Origin of the sequence: Brevibacillus sp. MER 51 (assembly GCF_023714195.1) — a bacterium.
Lineage (GTDB): Bacteria > Bacillota > Bacilli > Brevibacillales > Brevibacillaceae > Brevibacillus.
Genome location: NZ_JAMAUS010000001.1, coordinates 305,808 through 323,740, shown reverse-complemented (window position 1 = coordinate 323,740; position 17,933 = coordinate 305,808). Strand labels below are relative to the sequence as shown.

Annotated in this window: 10 protein-coding genes; 2 read left to right on the top strand and 8 right to left on the bottom strand. The window is 45.4% G+C overall.

Features of this window, described 5'->3' with window-relative positions; all coding sequences use genetic code 11:
* Nucleotides 1-2 precede the first annotated feature (2 nt).
* Complete coding sequence (locus M3630_RS01225; RefSeq protein WP_251250944.1) at nucleotides 3-6,830, bottom strand: non-ribosomal peptide synthetase; 6,828 nt, start codon at nucleotides 6,828-6,830, stop codon at nucleotides 3-5.
* Nucleotides 6,831-7,320: 490 nt separating this feature from the next.
* Here M3630_RS01225 and M3630_RS01220 point away from each other — a divergent pair, with 490 nt between their 5' ends.
* A complete protein-coding gene (locus tag M3630_RS01220) occupies nucleotides 7,321-8,256 on the top strand; it encodes an ABC transporter ATP-binding protein (protein WP_173609155.1) in 936 nt (311 codons plus the stop codon).
* A gap of 1 nt (nucleotide 8,257) precedes the next feature.
* Nucleotides 8,258-9,022: an ABC transporter permease gene (locus M3630_RS01215; RefSeq protein WP_173609156.1), complete on the top strand. Its 765-nt coding sequence runs from the start codon at nucleotides 8,258-8,260 to the stop codon at nucleotides 9,020-9,022.
* Nucleotides 9,023-9,105: 83 nt separating this feature from the next.
* Here the strand turns inward: M3630_RS01215 and M3630_RS01210 are convergent, their stop codons facing one another.
* From M3630_RS01210 to M3630_RS01180, 7 genes are all read right to left on the bottom strand, one after another.
* Nucleotides 9,106-10,650: an aldo/keto reductase gene (locus M3630_RS01210; protein WP_251250943.1), complete on the bottom strand. Its 1,545-nt coding sequence runs from the start codon at nucleotides 10,648-10,650 to the stop codon at nucleotides 9,106-9,108.
* Nucleotides 10,647-11,429: a linear gramicidin aldoreductase LgrE gene (gene lgrE / locus M3630_RS01205; protein WP_221866906.1), complete on the bottom strand. Its 783-nt coding sequence runs from the start codon at nucleotides 11,427-11,429 to the stop codon at nucleotides 10,647-10,649. The genes M3630_RS01210 and lgrE overlap by 4 nt, the downstream gene beginning before the upstream one ends.
* Before the next feature lie 21 nt (nucleotides 11,430-11,450).
* Nucleotides 11,451-12,785, bottom strand: a complete 1,335-nt coding sequence (locus tag M3630_RS01200; RefSeq protein WP_251250942.1) for an efflux RND transporter periplasmic adaptor subunit — start codon at nucleotides 12,783-12,785, stop codon at nucleotides 11,451-11,453.
* 24 nt (nucleotides 12,786-12,809) lie between these two features.
* The gene (locus M3630_RS01195) at nucleotides 12,810-15,929 is read right to left on the bottom strand and encodes an efflux RND transporter permease subunit (RefSeq protein ID WP_232772898.1); all 3,120 of its coding nucleotides are present in this window, start codon (nucleotides 15,927-15,929) and stop codon (nucleotides 12,810-12,812) included.
* Nucleotides 15,930-16,166: 237 nt separating this feature from the next.
* Nucleotides 16,167-16,922, bottom strand: a complete 756-nt coding sequence (locus M3630_RS01190) for a CPBP family intramembrane glutamic endopeptidase (RefSeq protein WP_251250941.1) — start codon at nucleotides 16,920-16,922, stop codon at nucleotides 16,167-16,169.
* A 1-nt stretch (nucleotide 16,923) separates the two neighbouring features.
* Nucleotides 16,924-17,547, bottom strand: coding sequence for an SdpI family protein (locus M3630_RS01185; protein WP_251250940.1), 624 nt, complete (start codon nucleotides 17,545-17,547; stop codon nucleotides 16,924-16,926).
* Between the two features lie 16 nt (nucleotides 17,548-17,563).
* The gene (locus M3630_RS01180; RefSeq protein WP_007729097.1) at nucleotides 17,564-17,821 is read right to left on the bottom strand and encodes an autorepressor SdpR family transcription factor; all 258 of its coding nucleotides are present in this window, start codon (nucleotides 17,819-17,821) and stop codon (nucleotides 17,564-17,566) included.
* Nucleotides 17,822-17,933 lie beyond the last annotated feature (112 nt).

The following is a 17,933-nucleotide window of genomic DNA, read 5'->3' as shown; positions in this document are numbered from 1 at the left end:
ACTTACAAATCGCCTATCAAGTCCATAATGTCATCGAGTTCTTCCAAAGAGAGCTTCTTGTCCACGAAATCACTCGGTGTTAACTCAGAATCTTTCTTTTGTAAACAATGTAAAATAATAGCGTTCAAATGAAATTGATAGAGTCCCATGAGCTTGTCTATCGTCGTTTTGTGATACTCATGGCGATTGTAATTCAAATAGATAACTAGCTCTCCACCGATAATCTTGGCATAGATATCGAGCGGGTGCATGCGCTCGGCATGAGGGCCTAGTACTCTACCCTCTGGTAGATCCGATAATGTGAAAAGCTCATTGTCCAGATCGGCATCGTACTGTCCCAGATAATTGAACACAACCTCGGGTTGGCGTGTGAAATGGATGTCTCGTTTGTGCTCGGAATCTGTGAGATGCTTTAGGATGGCATACCCGATTCCTTTATTAGGAATGGCACGCATCGTTTCTTTGACCAGCTTGATCTGCTCCCCCAATTGGCCCGATTTGGCTACAGGCAGCACGACAGGGAAAAGGGAAGTGAACCAACCTACCGTACGGGATACATTCAAGCCTTTGACAATCTCTTCACGTCCATGTCCTTCCAAAAAGACCTTTACATCGTTTGCCCCTGTCCATTCCTGCATTGCTATTCCCAAGGCAGTCAACAAGATCTCTTGCGTTTCCGTTTGGTAGGCGTGATTTGTATGGCGCAGTAATTGTTCCGTCTCCGTTTTGGAGAAACGAACCGACGCTGTTATCGTCTCCATTTCGGTCTGATAAATGGTCTCCTGATCCTTCGGTAAGGGAGGGCACGGGATGGATTCGACTTTTTTCCAATAAGCTAGTTCATTGACAAGCTTCTTGCTATTGGCAAAGGTTTTCAGCTCTTTCGCCCATTTTTGATAAGAATGTGTTTTTTCCGTTATAGCAATTGGATTACCTGAGGCTACTTGCTGATAGGCGACTCGGAAGTCTTCCAGAATGATTCGCCAGGAAACACCGTCAACAACCAGATGGTGAATCGCAAAAAGCAGATGGTCACCTACTCTTGTCTTGAAGAGCGCTACTTGAACGAGCGGCCCCTCCTGTAAATTCATACTGGCTTGAAGACGGCTTGCTTCTTCTTCCACTTTGTTACGAGCGTCCAGCTCTTCTGTAAAATCAAACACATGGAATTCGAACAGATTACCATCGTCGTCCCGATTAAACTGGACAAATCCCTCATCCGATTCGATAAAGCTCATGCGCAGGGCATCATGATGAAGCACAAGTGCATGGAGAGACTCCATCAATAGTTCGCTATGGAAGCCCTCTCGGCTGAAAACCATCATGGCTTGATTCCAGTGATGTCTACTTGATGTTATCCGTTCAAAGAAGTAGTGCTGGATTGGTGTAAGCAAGACAGGCCCTGTTACCAGTCCCTGATCGAAATTGATACTCTCGGAAATGATAAACGGTGCCATTCGTTCGATGGTTGGATATTTAAACAGATGATTGACTGCCATCATGAGATTCATCCGTTGCAGACGAGACGCGATCTGCAAACCCTTGATTGAATCCCCACCAAGCTCGAAAAAGCTGTCTTGAATCCCTACTCTCTCGATGCCAAGTACTTCTCCCCAAATTCCGGCAAGAATCTTTTCCATTTCAGAGCGGGGGGCTACATATTCCACTTCGCTTCTCACACTTCCATCCGGTTCGGGCAGAGCCTTGCGATCTAGCTTGCCGTTGGATGTAAGGGGAAACTCCTTCATGAGAACGAAGTGGGCAGGTATCATATATTCTGGCAATTCACGGCGAAGCAGGTCTCGCAATTGACTGACTGTCCATTCCTTCGCGGAAAGCAGATAGGCGCATAAGTATGCCTGATTGTTCTGGTCCACTCGGGCCATAACCACCGCATCATCAATGGACGCTTCCTGAATCAGTTTGCTTCGAATTTCATCCAACTCGATGCGGTATCCACGAATTTTCACCTGATGGTCCATCCGTCCGAGATACTCGATGTTGCCATCCTCACGATAGCGTGCCAGGTCACCAGTGCGATAGATACGCTTTCCAGCCTCTAATGGATGGGCAACAAACTTTTCCGCGGTCAGCTCTTCGTTATTCAAATATCCTCTTGCCAAGCTGATCCCAGCTATACAGAGTTCGCCTGGAACGCCTATCGGCTGCAACTGTCCATACTGATTGACAATGTACATTCGATAGTTGGGCAGTGGCTTTCCGATGGGGACAGGACTCTCCAGTAAGTCTTTTGCGAGCGAATAACGGGACGTATAGATGGTCGCTTCTGTTGGCCCGTAGATGTTTTCCAATTTCACCTCCGGCAGTACTTCATACACCTTTGGCACGAGATCATCCGGCATCGCTTCCCCACAAGCAAGAATGTACCGCAATCGGTTGGCTTCGTTTCGCCCCTCCAGATATTCGACGAACGGAATCAACATGGATGGCACGAAATTGATGTGGGTGATCCCTTCTTGGACTACCGCGTGCCATATTTCTTTGGGAGTCTTTTCTGCCTCTGGCTCGAGAATCACCAATTTTCCATTTCCAGGTATCCATCCGAAAATTTCGGCTACAGAGATATCAAAAATGTAGGTCGTCTTCAGCAGGATCGCATCTTCACTCATTAGCGGATATTCATCCTGCATGGCATGGAGCACATTGAGCAGCCCCCCGTGTTCAATCATCACGCCTTTGGGCTTCCCGGTTGAGCCTGATGTGTACATGACATACACGAGGTCATCCGGCATGTTAACCAGTGGTAGATTGCTTGTATCTGGGGAAAAGCTCCTCTCGCTGTCCAGATCTATAACACCCGCTGTAAAGCTTGCTTTTTCAACGAAACGGGACTGTGCCATCACCATCTTAGCGCCGCTATCTGTGAAAATGTAGGAAATTCGGTCAGCCGGACTGTTCGGATCGATCGGCAGATAGGCTCCACCTGCTTTCAATACGGCGAAAATGGCCACTATCATCTCGAAGGATCGTTCCGATATCAGCATCACCAGATCGTCTGGTTTCACCCCTTTTGTCCGGAGGGTATGTGCCAGTTGATTAGCTCGTTCGTTCAGCTCTCGATACGTCATGCACTGTTCGCCAAGAACCAATGCGATCTTGTCAGGTGTAACAGCAGCCCATTCTTCTAACAACTGCATGATCAATTTGCCGGGGTATGTTTTGGATGTATCGTTTACCCCTAGTAACAAATCGAGGCGTTGCGCTTGAGGCATTAGTTCAAACGTTTTAACTTGCGCCTCCAAAGCGTGAACAGCTTGCAAAAGGAGGTGTTCAAACTGCGCAATCATGCGGTGGATCATGGATTCATCAAACAACCTTGTGTTGTATTCAAAGACAATGTGCAGCTCATTGTCCCGCTCCACTGCTTCTAGTGTCAGGTCGAACTTGCTAATCCTGTTGTTGATATGACGCGTGTAGTTTTCCAACCCTGTCTCCGATGTGCTTTGCATCATGAACATCACATCAAACAGGGGATGACGATTCCCGTCGCGTCTTGCGCCGGAGCCTTCGAGAATTTTATCAAAGGGAACGTACTGGTTTTGCAAAGCGGACAAAAGCTCTTGCTTCACCTGTTGCAGGTTATGTAAGAAGCTTTCTTCATGATCAATTGAGAGTAGAAGTGGCAAGGTATTAACGAACATCCCAAGTATCTCTCGCGTATCTGGATGCTGTCTTCCATCTGTTACGGTACCTAGTATGACTTGCTCGCTGTCGTTATTCATCTTGGATAGCCAGACAGATACGATGGTAAGCATCAGCATATAGAGGGTTCCATCATGTTTGGTTGCGGTGGTCTTGAGCTTTCTCGTGAGTTCTTTGGTTGCGCGATACGTGGTCGTAGCCCCATCAAATGTCAGTTGCGGCGGACGTTTTCGTGTAGGAAGCTGGACAACGGGAAGCTCTCCCTCAAGAAGGGTTTTCCAGTAAGCAGCTTGCTGTTTGTATTCCTCGCTTGCATGCCAGTCATTTTGCCAGTGCGCAAACGACTTATAGGTACTCTGTAAAGGGGGGAGCTGCTGTTGTTCGAGTAAAGTCTGTAATTCCCGTAACAAAATCGACTTGGATAATCCATCCATGAGGATGTGATGGGAGTCGAGCCAGAGAACCTTTTTGTCAGGAGTTTCAATGATTCCAGCCCGGAGCAATGGTGCCTTTGCCAAATCGAATGGCTTGATGTGCTCTGCAAGTAGGCTGTGCAGGACCTCTTCTACACCCGTTTGACGGACAAATGATAGTTCGGCACACGTGACAATTCGCTTTACGATTTCGTCATGATACATGTGATACGTGCTTCGTAATCCTTCGTGACGTATCACCAGCTGTTGCAAGGCCAGCTGGATATGCTCCACATCTACGGAGTGGGGAAAGTCAACCGTGAATGTCACATTGTATGCGATCGACTCGGGATCCTGCTGTTGGATAATGTACATCCGTTTCTCCACCGCGGATGTTTCGTATTGCTGTTGTACGGTCAGCTCTTGCAATGGTGGTATGTTCGTCTGCTCTTGCTCTGTGAACAAATGTTTCAATTGGCGAATCGTTGGATGCTTAAAAAGCTGGTCGTATCTCAAATCGAATCCGATATTTTTGAACTGGGAAATGAGCTGCATGGCCTTGATCGAGTCCCCACCGCATTCAAGAAAATGGTCGTCGATTCCCACCTGCAAAATTCCCAGCACACTACTCCACACGTGAGCCAATTGTTGTTCAAGCTCATCAGTCGGCCCGACGTAATATTCCCTCAGCAGCTCCTCATCTCCCTGTACATCTGGCAATGCCCGCTTGTCTACCTTTCCATTCGTGGTGAGCGGTAGCGCGTCCATGTGAACAAAGTGAGTCGGGATCATGTAATCAGGAAGATCATTTCCGAGCCATTCCCTCAGCTCGTGAAAAGGGATTTCATCAGGAGCAACATAGTAACTAACTAAGTATTTGCGGCCATCCTCCCGTTCTTTGGCGATAACTGTTGCCATTTCGACCATTGGATGATTCATGAGGAAAGGTTCAATTTCTCCTGGCTCGATCCGATACCCGCGAATTTTCACCAAATTGTCGAGGCGGCCCATGAACTCGATGTTCCCGTCAGGCAACCAGCGTGCCCTGTCTCCCGTGCGGTACATGCGCTCCCCCGTCTGCGGATGAATGATGTATTTCTCAGCAGTCAGATCTGGTCGGTTCACATACCCTCGTCCCAACCCTCTACCGAGAATAAATAACTCGCCTGCTACCCCAATCGGTTGTAATGCCAGCTTTTCGTCCAAAATTAAGATGGAGGTATGACCAATAGGCTTGCCAATCGGAATGCTCTGGTATTGCTTGTCCACCTCAAAAACAGTAGCAAGAATCGTGCACTCTGTCGGTCCATACAAGTTGTACAGCTTGTAAGCACCGCGCCGATCAACCTTTTTTAGCACATCCCCGCCTGTAAGCATCGCTCGAAAAGAACGATTATCCATTTGCATGAACTGTTCAGCTGCTCCCGTCGGAAAAAAGCTGATCGTAATGCCTTCGTGGTTGCAATAATCATTCAAGGCAATCAGATCATACTTCAGGGCAGTTGGCACGATGTGTAGTGAAGCGCCCGTGAGCAGATAGGGGAAAATATCCAATACAGATCCGTCAAATGAAAAACTGGAATAGACAAGGGCCTTGTCTGCATGGCTCACTTCAAAGTACTGGCGATGCCATTCACAAAAATTTACCAAGTTGCCATGCTCGATCATCACGCCTTTGGCCAAACCGGTCGATCCCGATGTATACATGACATAGACGAGATCTGTTGATCGATTGACGTGCGGTAGATTCTCTTTTCTGTCGCTAAAGCTATCAGGGTCACACACGTCGATCACTTCTAGTTCGCAGATGCTTTTCGCCTTTTCGATAAAGGGAGTCTGTGTCAATAAAACAGGTGCACTACTGTCGTTTAGCATATAAGCGATTCGTTCATCCGGATAATCCAGATCGATAGGGAGATATGCTGCCCCTGCCTTTAGAACGGCGAGGATACTCACCAGCATGTCCAGTGATCTGTCCATCATGAGCGCCACCAGATCGTCAGGCTTAACTCCTTTGGCACAAAGGTTATGAGCTAACTGATTGGCTCGCTCATTTAGCTGTTTGTATGTCAAGGACTGGTCTTGACATACAGCTGCCAGACTGTCCGGTGACACTTCGACTTGTCGTTCAAACAACTGATGATAGGTTAGATCGCTCTGCCTCTCTACTTGTGTTCGTTTCCCACAAAAACGCTTTAATGCCAGCAGTTCTTTTACGGTAGTCATATTCAGGTTTTTGTAGAAATCTCGGTCTTTTTTGTAGTGAATCGATCCGCCAGTTGGTTGTGGAAAAGGTGTGATCCGCCCGCTGACAATGTTCTCCCATTCTCGGATGAACAGGTCTTCAATCACCTGATTCGCTTTGTTGTAACAATCGATCAACGTATCATCGTCATTAAAAGAAATCTCTTCCTGAACAAGGATATTGCCGGTATCTATGTTCTCGTCTATGAGGTGTAGCGTAACCCCTTTTGGTGTCTCATCCCAAATGCTCCAGAAAACAGGGTCTCTCCCCTTGTTCCAGGGCAAGAGGGATGTATGTAGATTGACAATGCGCCCTTTGAAATGAGAAACGATTTCCTTACCCAGAATATAGCCGTACGCGTAACTGACAACATAGTCAATCTCTTCGAAATATTCGGTTTGTTGCTCCCATTTTTTTGTGCACACAATGACTTCGTGGTTTCTTGATTCCAGATACTGGACAATCCTGTTTTCTTTGCTCATGAATGTTGTTAGGAATAGTATTCTCAAAAAAACATCACCAGCATTTCTCATAATTTCGTTGACAAAAAGTTGACTTCGATTGAAAATCATCCTAGATGGAAGTTGTGCCACATTTTTACTTTTTGTTACATGTTTTTACATATAACTCAAAAATATGGTTCTCTGCAAGTAGTTGTATGTAAATTTTTTTATTTTTTTGGCCCAACAAATAGAGGAAAGAACGCCAAAAGGCGCTACTCTGCTTGTTTTGAGCGATGAAAGGAGGTAAGTTTACCACTGGTAAAAATTGACAATTTCTGACAACTCCCGTTTTCAATGCTGCACTTCGCTCAATTTGACATTTCACTCTGATATGAAATTGCCTCTGTGTCTCCATCTCCAGTTGGTTCTGCCCATTTGCTAATCAACTCATTACCTTTACAGATTTTTAATATTCCGAATTGGATAAAAAGGTTACGATATGAGAGCTGCACATGAAATTGGAGTCACAGAGAAATCTAGGAAAGGGGATATTTTTATGGAGCCTGCAATCGTCATTAAGGATCTCAAAAAATCGTTTGGAGACAAAAAAGTTCTCGATGGCATTTCCCTCTCGATTCCCAAAGGTAAAATTTTCGGTCTACTTGGACCTAATGGAGCTGGAAAAACAACCTCCCTACGTATCTTGTCCTGCCTCATTGAGCCTACGTCAGGAGAAGTCACCATCCTCGGTCATCAAATCAGCAAAAATAAAGAAGAGATTCGCAAAAAAATTGGTTGTGTAACGGAATCTCCCGGGGTGTATGACAAGCTTTCTCTGTTGGACAACCTGGAATTCTTCGCCTCCTGCTACCAGATTCCCAAAGCCAAGCGTGCTTCACGCATCGAGTATTTGCTACGCCAGTTCGATTTGTGGGACAGAAGAAATGATCCTGCCGGCAGATTGTCGAAGGGAATGAAACAAAAACTTTCGATTGTTTGCGCGATTTTACACGACCCAGAGGTGCTTTTCTTAGACGAGGTCACAGCCAATCTCGACCCGGTCAGCACCCGGAAGCTGAAAGATCTGATTCGCGAGTGGGCTGCATCTGGAAAAACGATCATCTTTTGTTCACATATCCTCGCAGAAATTGATGAGTTATGTCATGAATTCGCCATCATTAAGGGTGAGGTGATTCGATTAACCACCCCACAGAAGTTCCGCGAAGAGTGGACCACCTACAATGTGCTTCTTGACGTAGGAGCGGATTCGAATAAATCGGAACAGATCATTAAAGCCGCCGAGGAAGTGGAGACGTATAAGCGCACCGAAGATCAGTTCCATCTGAGGGTAGCCAATCCGAAGACCTCGAACCCTCAGCTGGTCAAAAAGCTGGTTGCTGCGGATATTACCGTCAATTACATAGCACCCATCTCCGTGTCACTGGAGGACTCCTATCTCAGCTTGTTGAATCAAGAAAAGGAGGCGATCTAGGATGCCGGGATTTGTTATTCTCCGAGAATGGAAAGAGCTTTTCGCTGCCCGCTCCGTATTGATTACGAACCTTGCGGCACCATTCGTTATATTGATTGTCGCTCTGATCACTACTGTATTTGCCCAAAACGGTAAAATGGAGTTCATCCTTAACCTGATGAAATTGACCAATCCCCTCCTTAACATGGCAGGTACAGATGGTCATATAGCGATTGCCCGCTTCTACTTCCTTTTGTTCCTGATTGTACCGGCGATGATCCCCTTAACATTTGCCACGACGAGTATCATCATGGAAAAAATGACAGGAACATTGGAAAGCGTACTGGTCACCCCGATTTCCACCAAGGAGTTTTTGCTCGGTAAGGTCTTAGCTTACTCCTTGCCTTCCATCGCTTTGACCTGGGTGGTCCAGCTAATTTTTCTAGGGTTCATCTTTGCAACCTTTGACAATGCTGGAGAGTATTTTTCCATCGTATTTATTCTCGCGATGCTCCTGCTGGTTCCATTTATTTCGATCATTAGCGTATCCATGAGCGTCATTGTTTCCTCCAAAGTTGACAACGTCGCAGCAGCCCAACAATTTGGTGCCATACTGGTTTTGCCGATCATCGGACTTGCTGTCAGTCAGGTCATCTTCCTCTCCATGATGAGCAATCCGGTAATCTATCTGGGAATGGTCACGCTTTGTGCGGTGGTAGCCCTGATCCTGTTCCAGATAAGTATTAAAGTGTTTGATCGCGAGCATATCATCAGCAAGTGGAAATAACCGAGGGGATGAAAAATAACCACCTTATGAAATCGTTGTTGTTACACGATTCCATAAGGTGGTTTTACTTTTGGGTTTTGTTTTTAGCCAATAACCGCTTTGAGAGTTTGCGTCATCGTATGCCAGTCTTCTTCTTGCATGATCGTATCTAAAGGTCTCTTCAATTCCATTAGTACATCCTCTACATAATGCTCACGTCTCATCCCTACGAGGACACTGTGCACCTCTGGAGTGGCACGCATCGTTCTAATCGCGGATTGGCTGAGGTTATCTGTTGTCATTAAATGCGGTTTCACCCTTGTCAGCTCTTTCGAGATATCCAGTGATCGCTGGTAGTCTTTCGGGGCGTAGTAGCTCTGCAAAGCTTCTGCTGTCTCCATGAGAGCTGCCTTGTAAGTATCCAGCCATTGCTGCGTCTGGTCGTCCAAGCCCTCATGCTTTTTAATCGTATTGCGAATATCTTCGATGATCGGTTCAAACAAGAAGTTTCTCACATTTTGCACATTTGTTGCAGAGTATAGCTTTTTCCAGTATTTCCGGAGTGTAGCTCCAGATGATATTTTTTTCTTCAGTTCTTTCACATCTTCCTTCTCCATTTTTAATAATGGCAAGACGCGATAGACGATTTGATCCTCTACATCATCTACACGATTCAAGCAATCTTTGATTCGACGAATGGCTTCTTTTTCGTCAATGACCGCGCTCTGATCTAGTTGGATGTTCGTCAGGCGGAAGATTTTTTCCTTTGCTGTCACATCTAAGGTCCGGTTGGTCATGACACCAAGCCCTTTTTCCTTGGCAAATAACAAGGCACTCTTGCCTTGCGCATGACTTTTTTCCAGTATGGCACCGGATTCGTACATGTTCATTGGAAACTGGATGACGCGAAAATGGTGATTCGGCGTAATCTTTTCTGCAATGTCCCAGAGGGTATCTAACGCAATAAAATCAAATTCTTTGACATTGCTGACAAACGAATTGGCACTGACACCATAGCATTGAATCCGACCTGATTCTACTTCTTTCTCCAGATGTCGAAAAGCCTTCTCCACTCGCTCTATTAATTCATCATACGCTTCCTGTTGTTTGATCTTTTTCATTTTGGCCCATAGCAAATACCACTCTGGATTGTGCAGCATGTAGCAATCAATCGTGTCAACCTGCAAGCGCTGCAGGCTGCGTGTCAGCTGGTCTTGAAGATATTCAGGGTGGATACATATCGACATTCCTTCGTGTACCGTCGTGTAGTCTTGATACGGTTTTCCTTCCGCTGTCCTCTTCGTCGTTTCCTCGGAATCCTCGCCTTGTACGATACCAGCCTTGGACACGATTACAAGCTCTTCCCGCTTTATTTTTTCCTCACTTATCAGTTGCTTCAGCACATTACCGATGACTTTTTCGGCGCTCCCATTTGTATACATACTACTCGTGTCAATCAAGTTAATTCCTTCGAGCAACGCTTTACGGAGAGCCTGCTGGTACTGCTCATCCTGTTCATCAATCCGGTACGTTCCGAATCCAACCTGACTGATCCACACATCGAAGCTGCCAAATTGCTTATAGAAAAGATGGGGATTGGCCTGAGCTAGGCGCTGTGTCCCCTCTCGTGTTGCTTTTCCTGTCATCATCCTATCCCCCTGTACCCAGTAAGATAATTTTGAAGAGTTGACCCCACAATACTAATGACTTGGTCCTGTTGCGAATGGATGAAGAAATGGTCCCCTTCCAGCATGTAGGTTTGAAAAGCAGCGTTCGTGTGATCTGCCCAGGCTTCGAGATGTGTTATGGAAAAGTCAGGGTCCTGCCAACCGCCAATGGCCGTTATTCCCAACTCCAGCGGCTCCTCGTCTTGATACCTATACGTCTCGCATATCGTGAAATCGGCCCGAAGCGTAGGGAGAAGCATATTCAGAATCTCCTGGTCCTCAAAAATTTCCTTTGGCGTGCCATTCATCGTTCGTACGCCCTCCAGAAACTCTTGATCCGGGAGATGATGGATGGCTTCACCCGGATCTGGTAGATGTGGAGCATGGTATCCGGATGCAAACAGGTGCTGCGGCTTGAGGTTGTAATGTTTGCGTAAATATCTGGCCAGCTCAAAGCTGACCAGCGTTCCCATGCTATGTCCAAAAAAGGCAAACGGTCGATTCAGATAGGGAAGGAGCGCTTCTGCCAAATCACGAATCATTACAGACAAATCCGTGTAGCAAGGCTCTAAAAAGCGATTACTTCTGCCTGGGAGCTGTACAGGACAAACGCCAATCTGAACAGGCAGCTTTTTTTGCCAATCCCGATAAATACCAGCATGGCCACCAGCATAGTGAAAGCAAAATAATAGCACTTCTGCCTCTGCCGTCGTTTTTGCAGAGAGTAGCCATCTGTTCTGGGAAACGTACATCTTTTGCATAGGTATCCTCCTCGCTATTACTTAGGGAACAATGCGAATCTTTGCATTATCTTTTAATTGTGATTGCCCCTTGATAACTACCTTGTCTCCAGGTTTCACTCCAGAGCTGATTAGTGTCTTCTCCGTTCCTTTCGAAGCAATCGAGATTTCCTTTTCAGCTACTCTTTCTCCATTCACGACGTAGGCTACCGATTTCCCATTTCGCTCAAGGATCGCATCTGTTGGTATGAGAATCCCTGCTTGTCCATTGATTGAAGAGACTTCTGCCTTCATTCCGGGTAGTAACGTGCCTTTTGGATTTGGCACTTCTATTTCCACGGGGAAAAGCTTGGATTGGTCAGAAGCCTTTAGTCCCACGTAGGTAATACTGCCCTTGACCTTGATATTTTGAGACGGAACCTGCAAATTTAGCTGTGTTCCTTTTTGAAAGCTTGCCAACGCTTTTTCAGACACATTCACCTTCACAATCATCGGATCAAGGTTAATTACCGTTGCAATAGGCTTTTGCGGGTTGATTGTATCGCCTTCTTGGACTTGGATATCGGTAATAATGCCGTCAATTGTTGATTTGATCAGTGTGTTTTCCAATGCATTCCTGGAAATATCCACTTCAACCTTTCCTTGTTGCACATTTGCTTGCGTGACTCGTCCATTTTTATCGGCTGTATTCACTTGTGACCGTGCATTAATCAAAGCGGTTTGCGCCTGATCCAGCTGGCTTTGATACTGGTTTTTTGCTTGCAGATACGCGTTTTCCGCATTCTCAAGCTCACCTTTGGACAAAGCTTTCTGTTCAAACAGCTTTTTTGAGCGGTTGTAATTTGCCTGTGCGAGCGTCAATCCTTGTTCCATCGTACGCTTGACACTCGCATAGGTTTGCTCCGCCTGCTTCAATTGACTGTTAGCCAATTCGCCAGACGTCCCCATTTTGTTGGAATGCTCAAGATTTGCGTTGGCGACTGCTAATGCTGCCTCAGCTTGGCGCAGTTTCAATTGCGCTTCGGTTTGATCCAGCTTTCCGATGACTTGTCCTTTTTTGACTGTATCCCCTTTCTTTACCAGGATTTGAGAGACGGTTCCGGTAGTTTTGCCGTAAATACTCACATCCGTGTTAGCGAATACCTCCGCAAGCAACCTGTCAGAGTCTTTGAGTTCTCCTTCTATGACTTCCTCTACTTGAACATCAACGGAATTCTCCACTTTAATGGTTTCAACCTCAGTGCCGGACTGGCTTTCGGTTGGTGTTCGTCCTTCTTTTGAATTGGTACTGTCTACGGATTGTGAATTGCATCCCGAGATGATTGTCAAGCCTAAAAGACATGCCACGCCTGAGCTGATTAGCTTCGTCTTCTTCATATTAAGTAAACTCCTCCCTCTGCCTTACCCAGACTTTTTCATATCGCGTAAACTTCTCAGCACGGAAATGAACATATCTTCACTTGGCTCGATCTCCGCTTCTTTGGTATCAGGGGCAAAAAACTCTTTCTTGATCCGATACAGCAATTCATACCCGATAGGAACCACGAACAAGGTCAGGATCGTCGAAGTAACGAGTCCACCAATGACCACAATCGCCAAGCTTTTAGTCATCAAGGCCCCTTCAGAAAAGCCGAGGTAAAGTGGCAAGAGCGCACTGACTGTCGCAACAGCCGTCATAATAATGGGTCGTACGCGGGTAACGCCAGCTTCGACAACTGCCTCACGCATAGAAGTCCCTTCCAGTCTTCGCTGCTGGATATTGTCCACATACACAATTGCATTGGTAACAACGATTCCGACCAGCATCAAAAAGCCGATAAGTGCCGTTATATCGAGAACGGTATCCGAAATGAACAGACCAAATAATCCGCCGATCACAGCAAGTGGCAGGGACAGTAGAATGGCGAGCGGAGCTGTAGCATTGCCAAAAGTGATGAGCATGACGATGTAGACGATAAAAATCGCTGCACCAATGGCTAAAAGCATATCTTTAAAGCTTTTTTCCATGTCACTTGAGACACCTTCAGATGACAATGTAACTCCAGCAGGCAATTTTTCTGCTTGCAACATCGCAAACAGGAAATTACTCGCACCGCCTTTGTTGTCGCTCGTGATATCTGCTGTAATTTGCACGAATTGTTTTTCGTCCTTGCGCATGATTTGTGATTGAACTTTTTCTTGGTCAATCTCGGCAAAGTCCACCAAACGAACTTGTTGCTTGCTTGGCGTTTGGATGTAGATATTATTCAGTTCCTCTAACGATTTCGCATGGTTTTCACTGAGTCCAAAGAAGAGACTGTAGTCTTTGTCGTCGACTTTGATCTTGCCAATTCGGGTATCCGAGACCAGGAGGTTGACTTCTTGAGCCACCTGTACAGGGGAAACTCCCAGTTCCGAGGCTTTGTCTCTATCGACTTTGATGACAACTTCATTTTTGAAATCGTTTAGATTGTCCTTCACGTTGGTCAACAGCGGACTTACTTTCAAGTTTGATTTGACTATTTCGCTTGCCTCTTTCAAACGATCCAGATCTGGTCCATACAGAATCACCTTAAACTTGTTGGTATCGCTGCTACCAGGCTTCGTCAAGGCCATTTCGGTTCCTAGTGGAATCATAGGTTTGACGATTCCCTCAAATTTCTTGATGGTTTGGTCGAGATTCACATCTTGCCCTATTTTGATTAGTAAGAGGGCTTGGTTCGATTGGCGTATTTCCGCTTCATTTTCAGAGCCAAGATTGATTTCTATGTACTCTACTTCAGGCTGCTCCATCAATTTACTTTCGACCTGGGCAACCGTTTGATCGAGTCCATCTAGTTGTGTACCTTTTGGCATCGTTACTTGTGCGAATATGTACTTCGCTTCCGGATCAGGAAACAAACCGTATTTCATATACGGGAGAAGCGCTAGACTTGCGACAAATAGAACGAGTGACAGAAATCCGACAGCAGGCTTGCGGTTGAGTGACCATTGAAGCAACTTCCTGTACGTGTCAGACCCTTTCCCATGTTCATATTCCTTGATATTGTGGTCTTTTAAAATCATCAGCTTGGCTAACAGAGGAACAATCGTCACGGCTACTAATAGTGAGGCAAACAGCGAGCAGACGACGGTTAATGCAAATGGGCGGAATACTTCTCCGATCATCCCCCCAACAAATACAATGGGTAAAAATACGGCGGTTGTCGTAAAAGTCGATGAGGTAATGGCATGTAGCATTTCGTGGGTGGCGATTTGAATCAAGCTTTCCTTGCGTTCTTTGTTCAATTGCAAATGGCGGAAAATATTCTCGATAACGACGATACTGTCATCCACGACTCGTCCTACAGCCACTGCCATCCCGAACAGTGTGATCATATTGAGAGTAATGTCCATCCAGGACATGAAAATCAGACTTACTAAGATGGATGTTGGGATCGAGACTAGGACGATGAGGGTCGCTTTTACATGACGTAAAAACAGCAAAATGACTACAGAAGCCATAATAGCTCCAAGCAAGCCTTCCTTGAGCATGCCGTTAATCGAATTCTTGATATCGACAGAAGTGTCATAAATCGTGGTAAAAGTTAAGTTCGGGTACTCTTCTTTCAAAAGGGATAATTTTGCATTAATGGCATCACCGGTTTCTACCGCATTGGCGTCACGCGTTTTGTAAATATTGATGTTAATTCCATTCTTTCCGTTATAGCGGCTGATCGAATTAACGACTTCATCAAAATTGATTTCAGCGATATCGCCAAGCCTTACGTAGGTAAGCCCATTTTTAGGGTCACTTGGGAGGAATATCTTGGTGTTACGAATATCTTCCACTGTGAGGTAACGGCTCACCACGCGAATGATGCGCTCTTCCCCATCCTCGATGATCGAACCGATAGGCAGGGCTACGTGATTGTCAAGTAAAAGCTGTTTCAACTGCAACGGAGAGATTCCGTAGTAGTTTAGCGCATCTACCTTTGGCAGGATTTTCATTTCTTTGAATTGCCCGCCTATTGTTGATACTTTATCAACACTTTCAATGCCTTCTAACTCTTTGAGTACGGTTTCTTTTACATCGTTGTCAAAATGATCGAGTCCACTCTCCTTATCCTGTCCTGTCACGAACAGATAATAGACGGGTTGATTGCTGAAGCCCTGAATCATTACTTGCGGTCTGTTTACTTTACTGGGAAGCGCGATACTGGAGATTCTTCTTTCCAGCTCGTCCCTGACAGCTTGTACATCTGAACCGGTCTCCAAGTAAACCTGTAGCGTGGAACTATTGTTGCTTGAGTATGACTCCACTGCCTTAACGCCCGTTACATGCCCAACTTCACGTTCCAATGGCTTCGTTACATCATCGAGAACATCTTCTGGTGATGCATCCGGATAAGTCGTATTGACTAGAAGCACAGGGAAAGTGATATCCGGCATGTTCTCTACCTTGAGAGACATGGCGGCAATGATTCCACTAACTACGATAAGCAGGCTCATAATAATAATAGCTGTTGAATTTCTGAGAGAAAAATTCGTTAGAAAACGCAAGGCATGCCCCCCTCATTCCTAATAAATTCCATTCTCTATATTACCCCTCATTTTTCCCGCATTCAATAAATTTCCATAAAAATTAAAATTTGTTTTTCATACCGCTTTTTGACCAAACAGAAAGAAGACCAAAAACCACCTTACGACGGAGTTTTTGATCTGCTTACTCGATTAAGCTCTCGAAATGTTAAAAAATTGTATGTTTTCTACTCACACGGAATCATAAGGGAAACGGTCTTATTTAATGAAACCATGAAGGACGATATCCCCGATCGCGTGTGCAATCATTGCGTACTCCAGCCCGCGCTTCCAGTAGAGGTATCCGTATAATATACCTGCCACCCCATTAAGGGCGAGCGTTCGAATGAACAAAAGCGGGGTAATCTCACCAAAATAAACATTTGCCGCAGGGAGATGACCAAGCCCAAATATAAGGGCTGCCCCAATGATGCCTGCCCAGTACATCCATGGCTTAGGGGAGGATTTACGTCCGAATAACTTGCTCAAAATCCACACGATCATGGTCATCATGAATAAACGAACCATGACTTCCTCGTATACTCCACCTTGAATGGCTGTCAGGATGCCTGCCCAAACCGACACTTCTACGTCTTGGGCTTTTTCTGCCAAAATTGGTAGTAATGGTTGGAAAACGGCGAATTCCAGTAGGAGCAGCAGACCCGTTGCTGCAAATCCAAAGATGACTGCTTGAATGATCCCCTTTTTATGAAAGGACTCTCCACTCGTTTTATATAACCACTTCCGAAGGACAGGGGCATCCAACCCAACCTTGGTTGCGAAAGTCAATCCAATCCACGAAAACAGAAACGCCATGATGGTTCCCTGTAAGACGAAAATTGCCATTGCAACCGGTATCGGGAGAGGTACCAGGGCTAATGCATCCCCGCCAATTGCCAGCAAATAGGGAATAGCTGCGATAAAACCGATAGCGCTCACCAACGATAACAGAAATGCTATTTTCAAGTTTTTCATTTTACTTTCTCCTTCCTGTTTTTTTGTAATAGTAGTGGCTGCTTGCGATCGAAATCAGAATTGTCACCAACACAATGATCAACATTAGGATGTAATGTAAGGTTGTTGGTAAGAATGAGGTGAGCATGATGAGAATTCCTCCGATGAAGAACACACGGGAACTCAGTAGGTGGGTATTTTTCCAGACCTCTTCACTAGCGAGTGACCATGGCGTGCGTATCCCAATCAGATAGTTATGTCGAAAACGAGGCATAAAATTCCCAATTGTTACAAAGAGAATTCCCAAAATAAGGGTTACAAATATCCCAATATTTAACATATACCCATATCCATATGCGATTATCACGCTATGGATGACGAGAAGTACGATCATTAATGTATGCAAGATTGTATCGTGACTGCTTTGGAACTTTTGGTAATACTGTTTTTGACTGCGAACAGCCACGAAGAGAAACAGCATCACAACCGGAATGAAGGCTACACCCATAAGCTTAGGCGCAAAACCATTCGGTTCACCATTTGGTCCCCAATGAATGACCATCTGATCCGGCATGGAGGGATAGCAAAATACACTTATGACTACACTGATGGCAAATAATAATAGAGACAAATTGGACTTATTCATGTGACTCCCTCACTTTCTAATGGAATTGGATAAACCATTTTAATAAGTCTTGAAAAACGGTCGTATTCAGCGAGTAGTAGATGTTTTGCCCTTTTCGTTCGTCGTAAACCATTTGTGCCTGTTTCAACAAGCTGAGGTGGTGGGAGATGCTGGGCTTTGTCATTTGAAAATGATCGGCAATTTCTCCAGCCGTCATATCTTTCTCCCGCAAAAGGTCAAGAATCTTTCTTCTTGTGGGATCAGAGAGTGCCTTAAATGCGTAATTCATTGACATAATCAATCGATCCTACTTTCATACGTCATTTTTAGATATTTAGGAATTTATCTAAATGTTGAATTGAAAAATACCTTGTGCCAGCTCGTAAGGCACAACTGGAAGGAGGAAG

Excerpts from the sequence above, each read along its gene's own strand:
- M3630_RS01220 (WP_173609155.1), top strand. The coding sequence starts at position 7,321 with ATGGAGCCTGCAATCGTCATTAAGGATCTCAAAAAATCGTTTGGAGAC.
- M3630_RS01215 (WP_173609156.1), top strand. The coding sequence starts at position 8,258 with ATGCCGGGATTTGTTATTCTCCGAGAATGGAAAGAGCTTTTCGCTGCC.
- M3630_RS01210 (WP_251250943.1), bottom strand. The coding sequence starts at position 10,650 with ATGATGACAGGAAAAGCAACACGAGAGGGGACACAGCGCCTAGCTCAG.
- lgrE (WP_221866906.1), bottom strand. The coding sequence starts at position 11,429 with ATGCAAAAGATGTACGTTTCCCAGAACAGATGGCTACTCTCTGCAAAA.
- M3630_RS01200 (WP_251250942.1), bottom strand. The coding sequence starts at position 12,785 with ATGAAGAAGACGAAGCTAATCAGCTCAGGCGTGGCATGTCTTTTAGGC.
- M3630_RS01190 (WP_251250941.1), bottom strand. The coding sequence starts at position 16,922 with ATGAAAAACTTGAAAATAGCATTTCTGTTATCGTTGGTGAGCGCTATC.
- M3630_RS01185 (WP_251250940.1), bottom strand. The coding sequence starts at position 17,547 with ATGAATAAGTCCAATTTGTCTCTATTATTATTTGCCATCAGTGTAGTC.
- M3630_RS01180 (WP_007729097.1), bottom strand. The coding sequence starts at position 17,821 with ATGTCAATGAATTACGCATTTAAGGCACTCTCTGATCCCACAAGAAGA.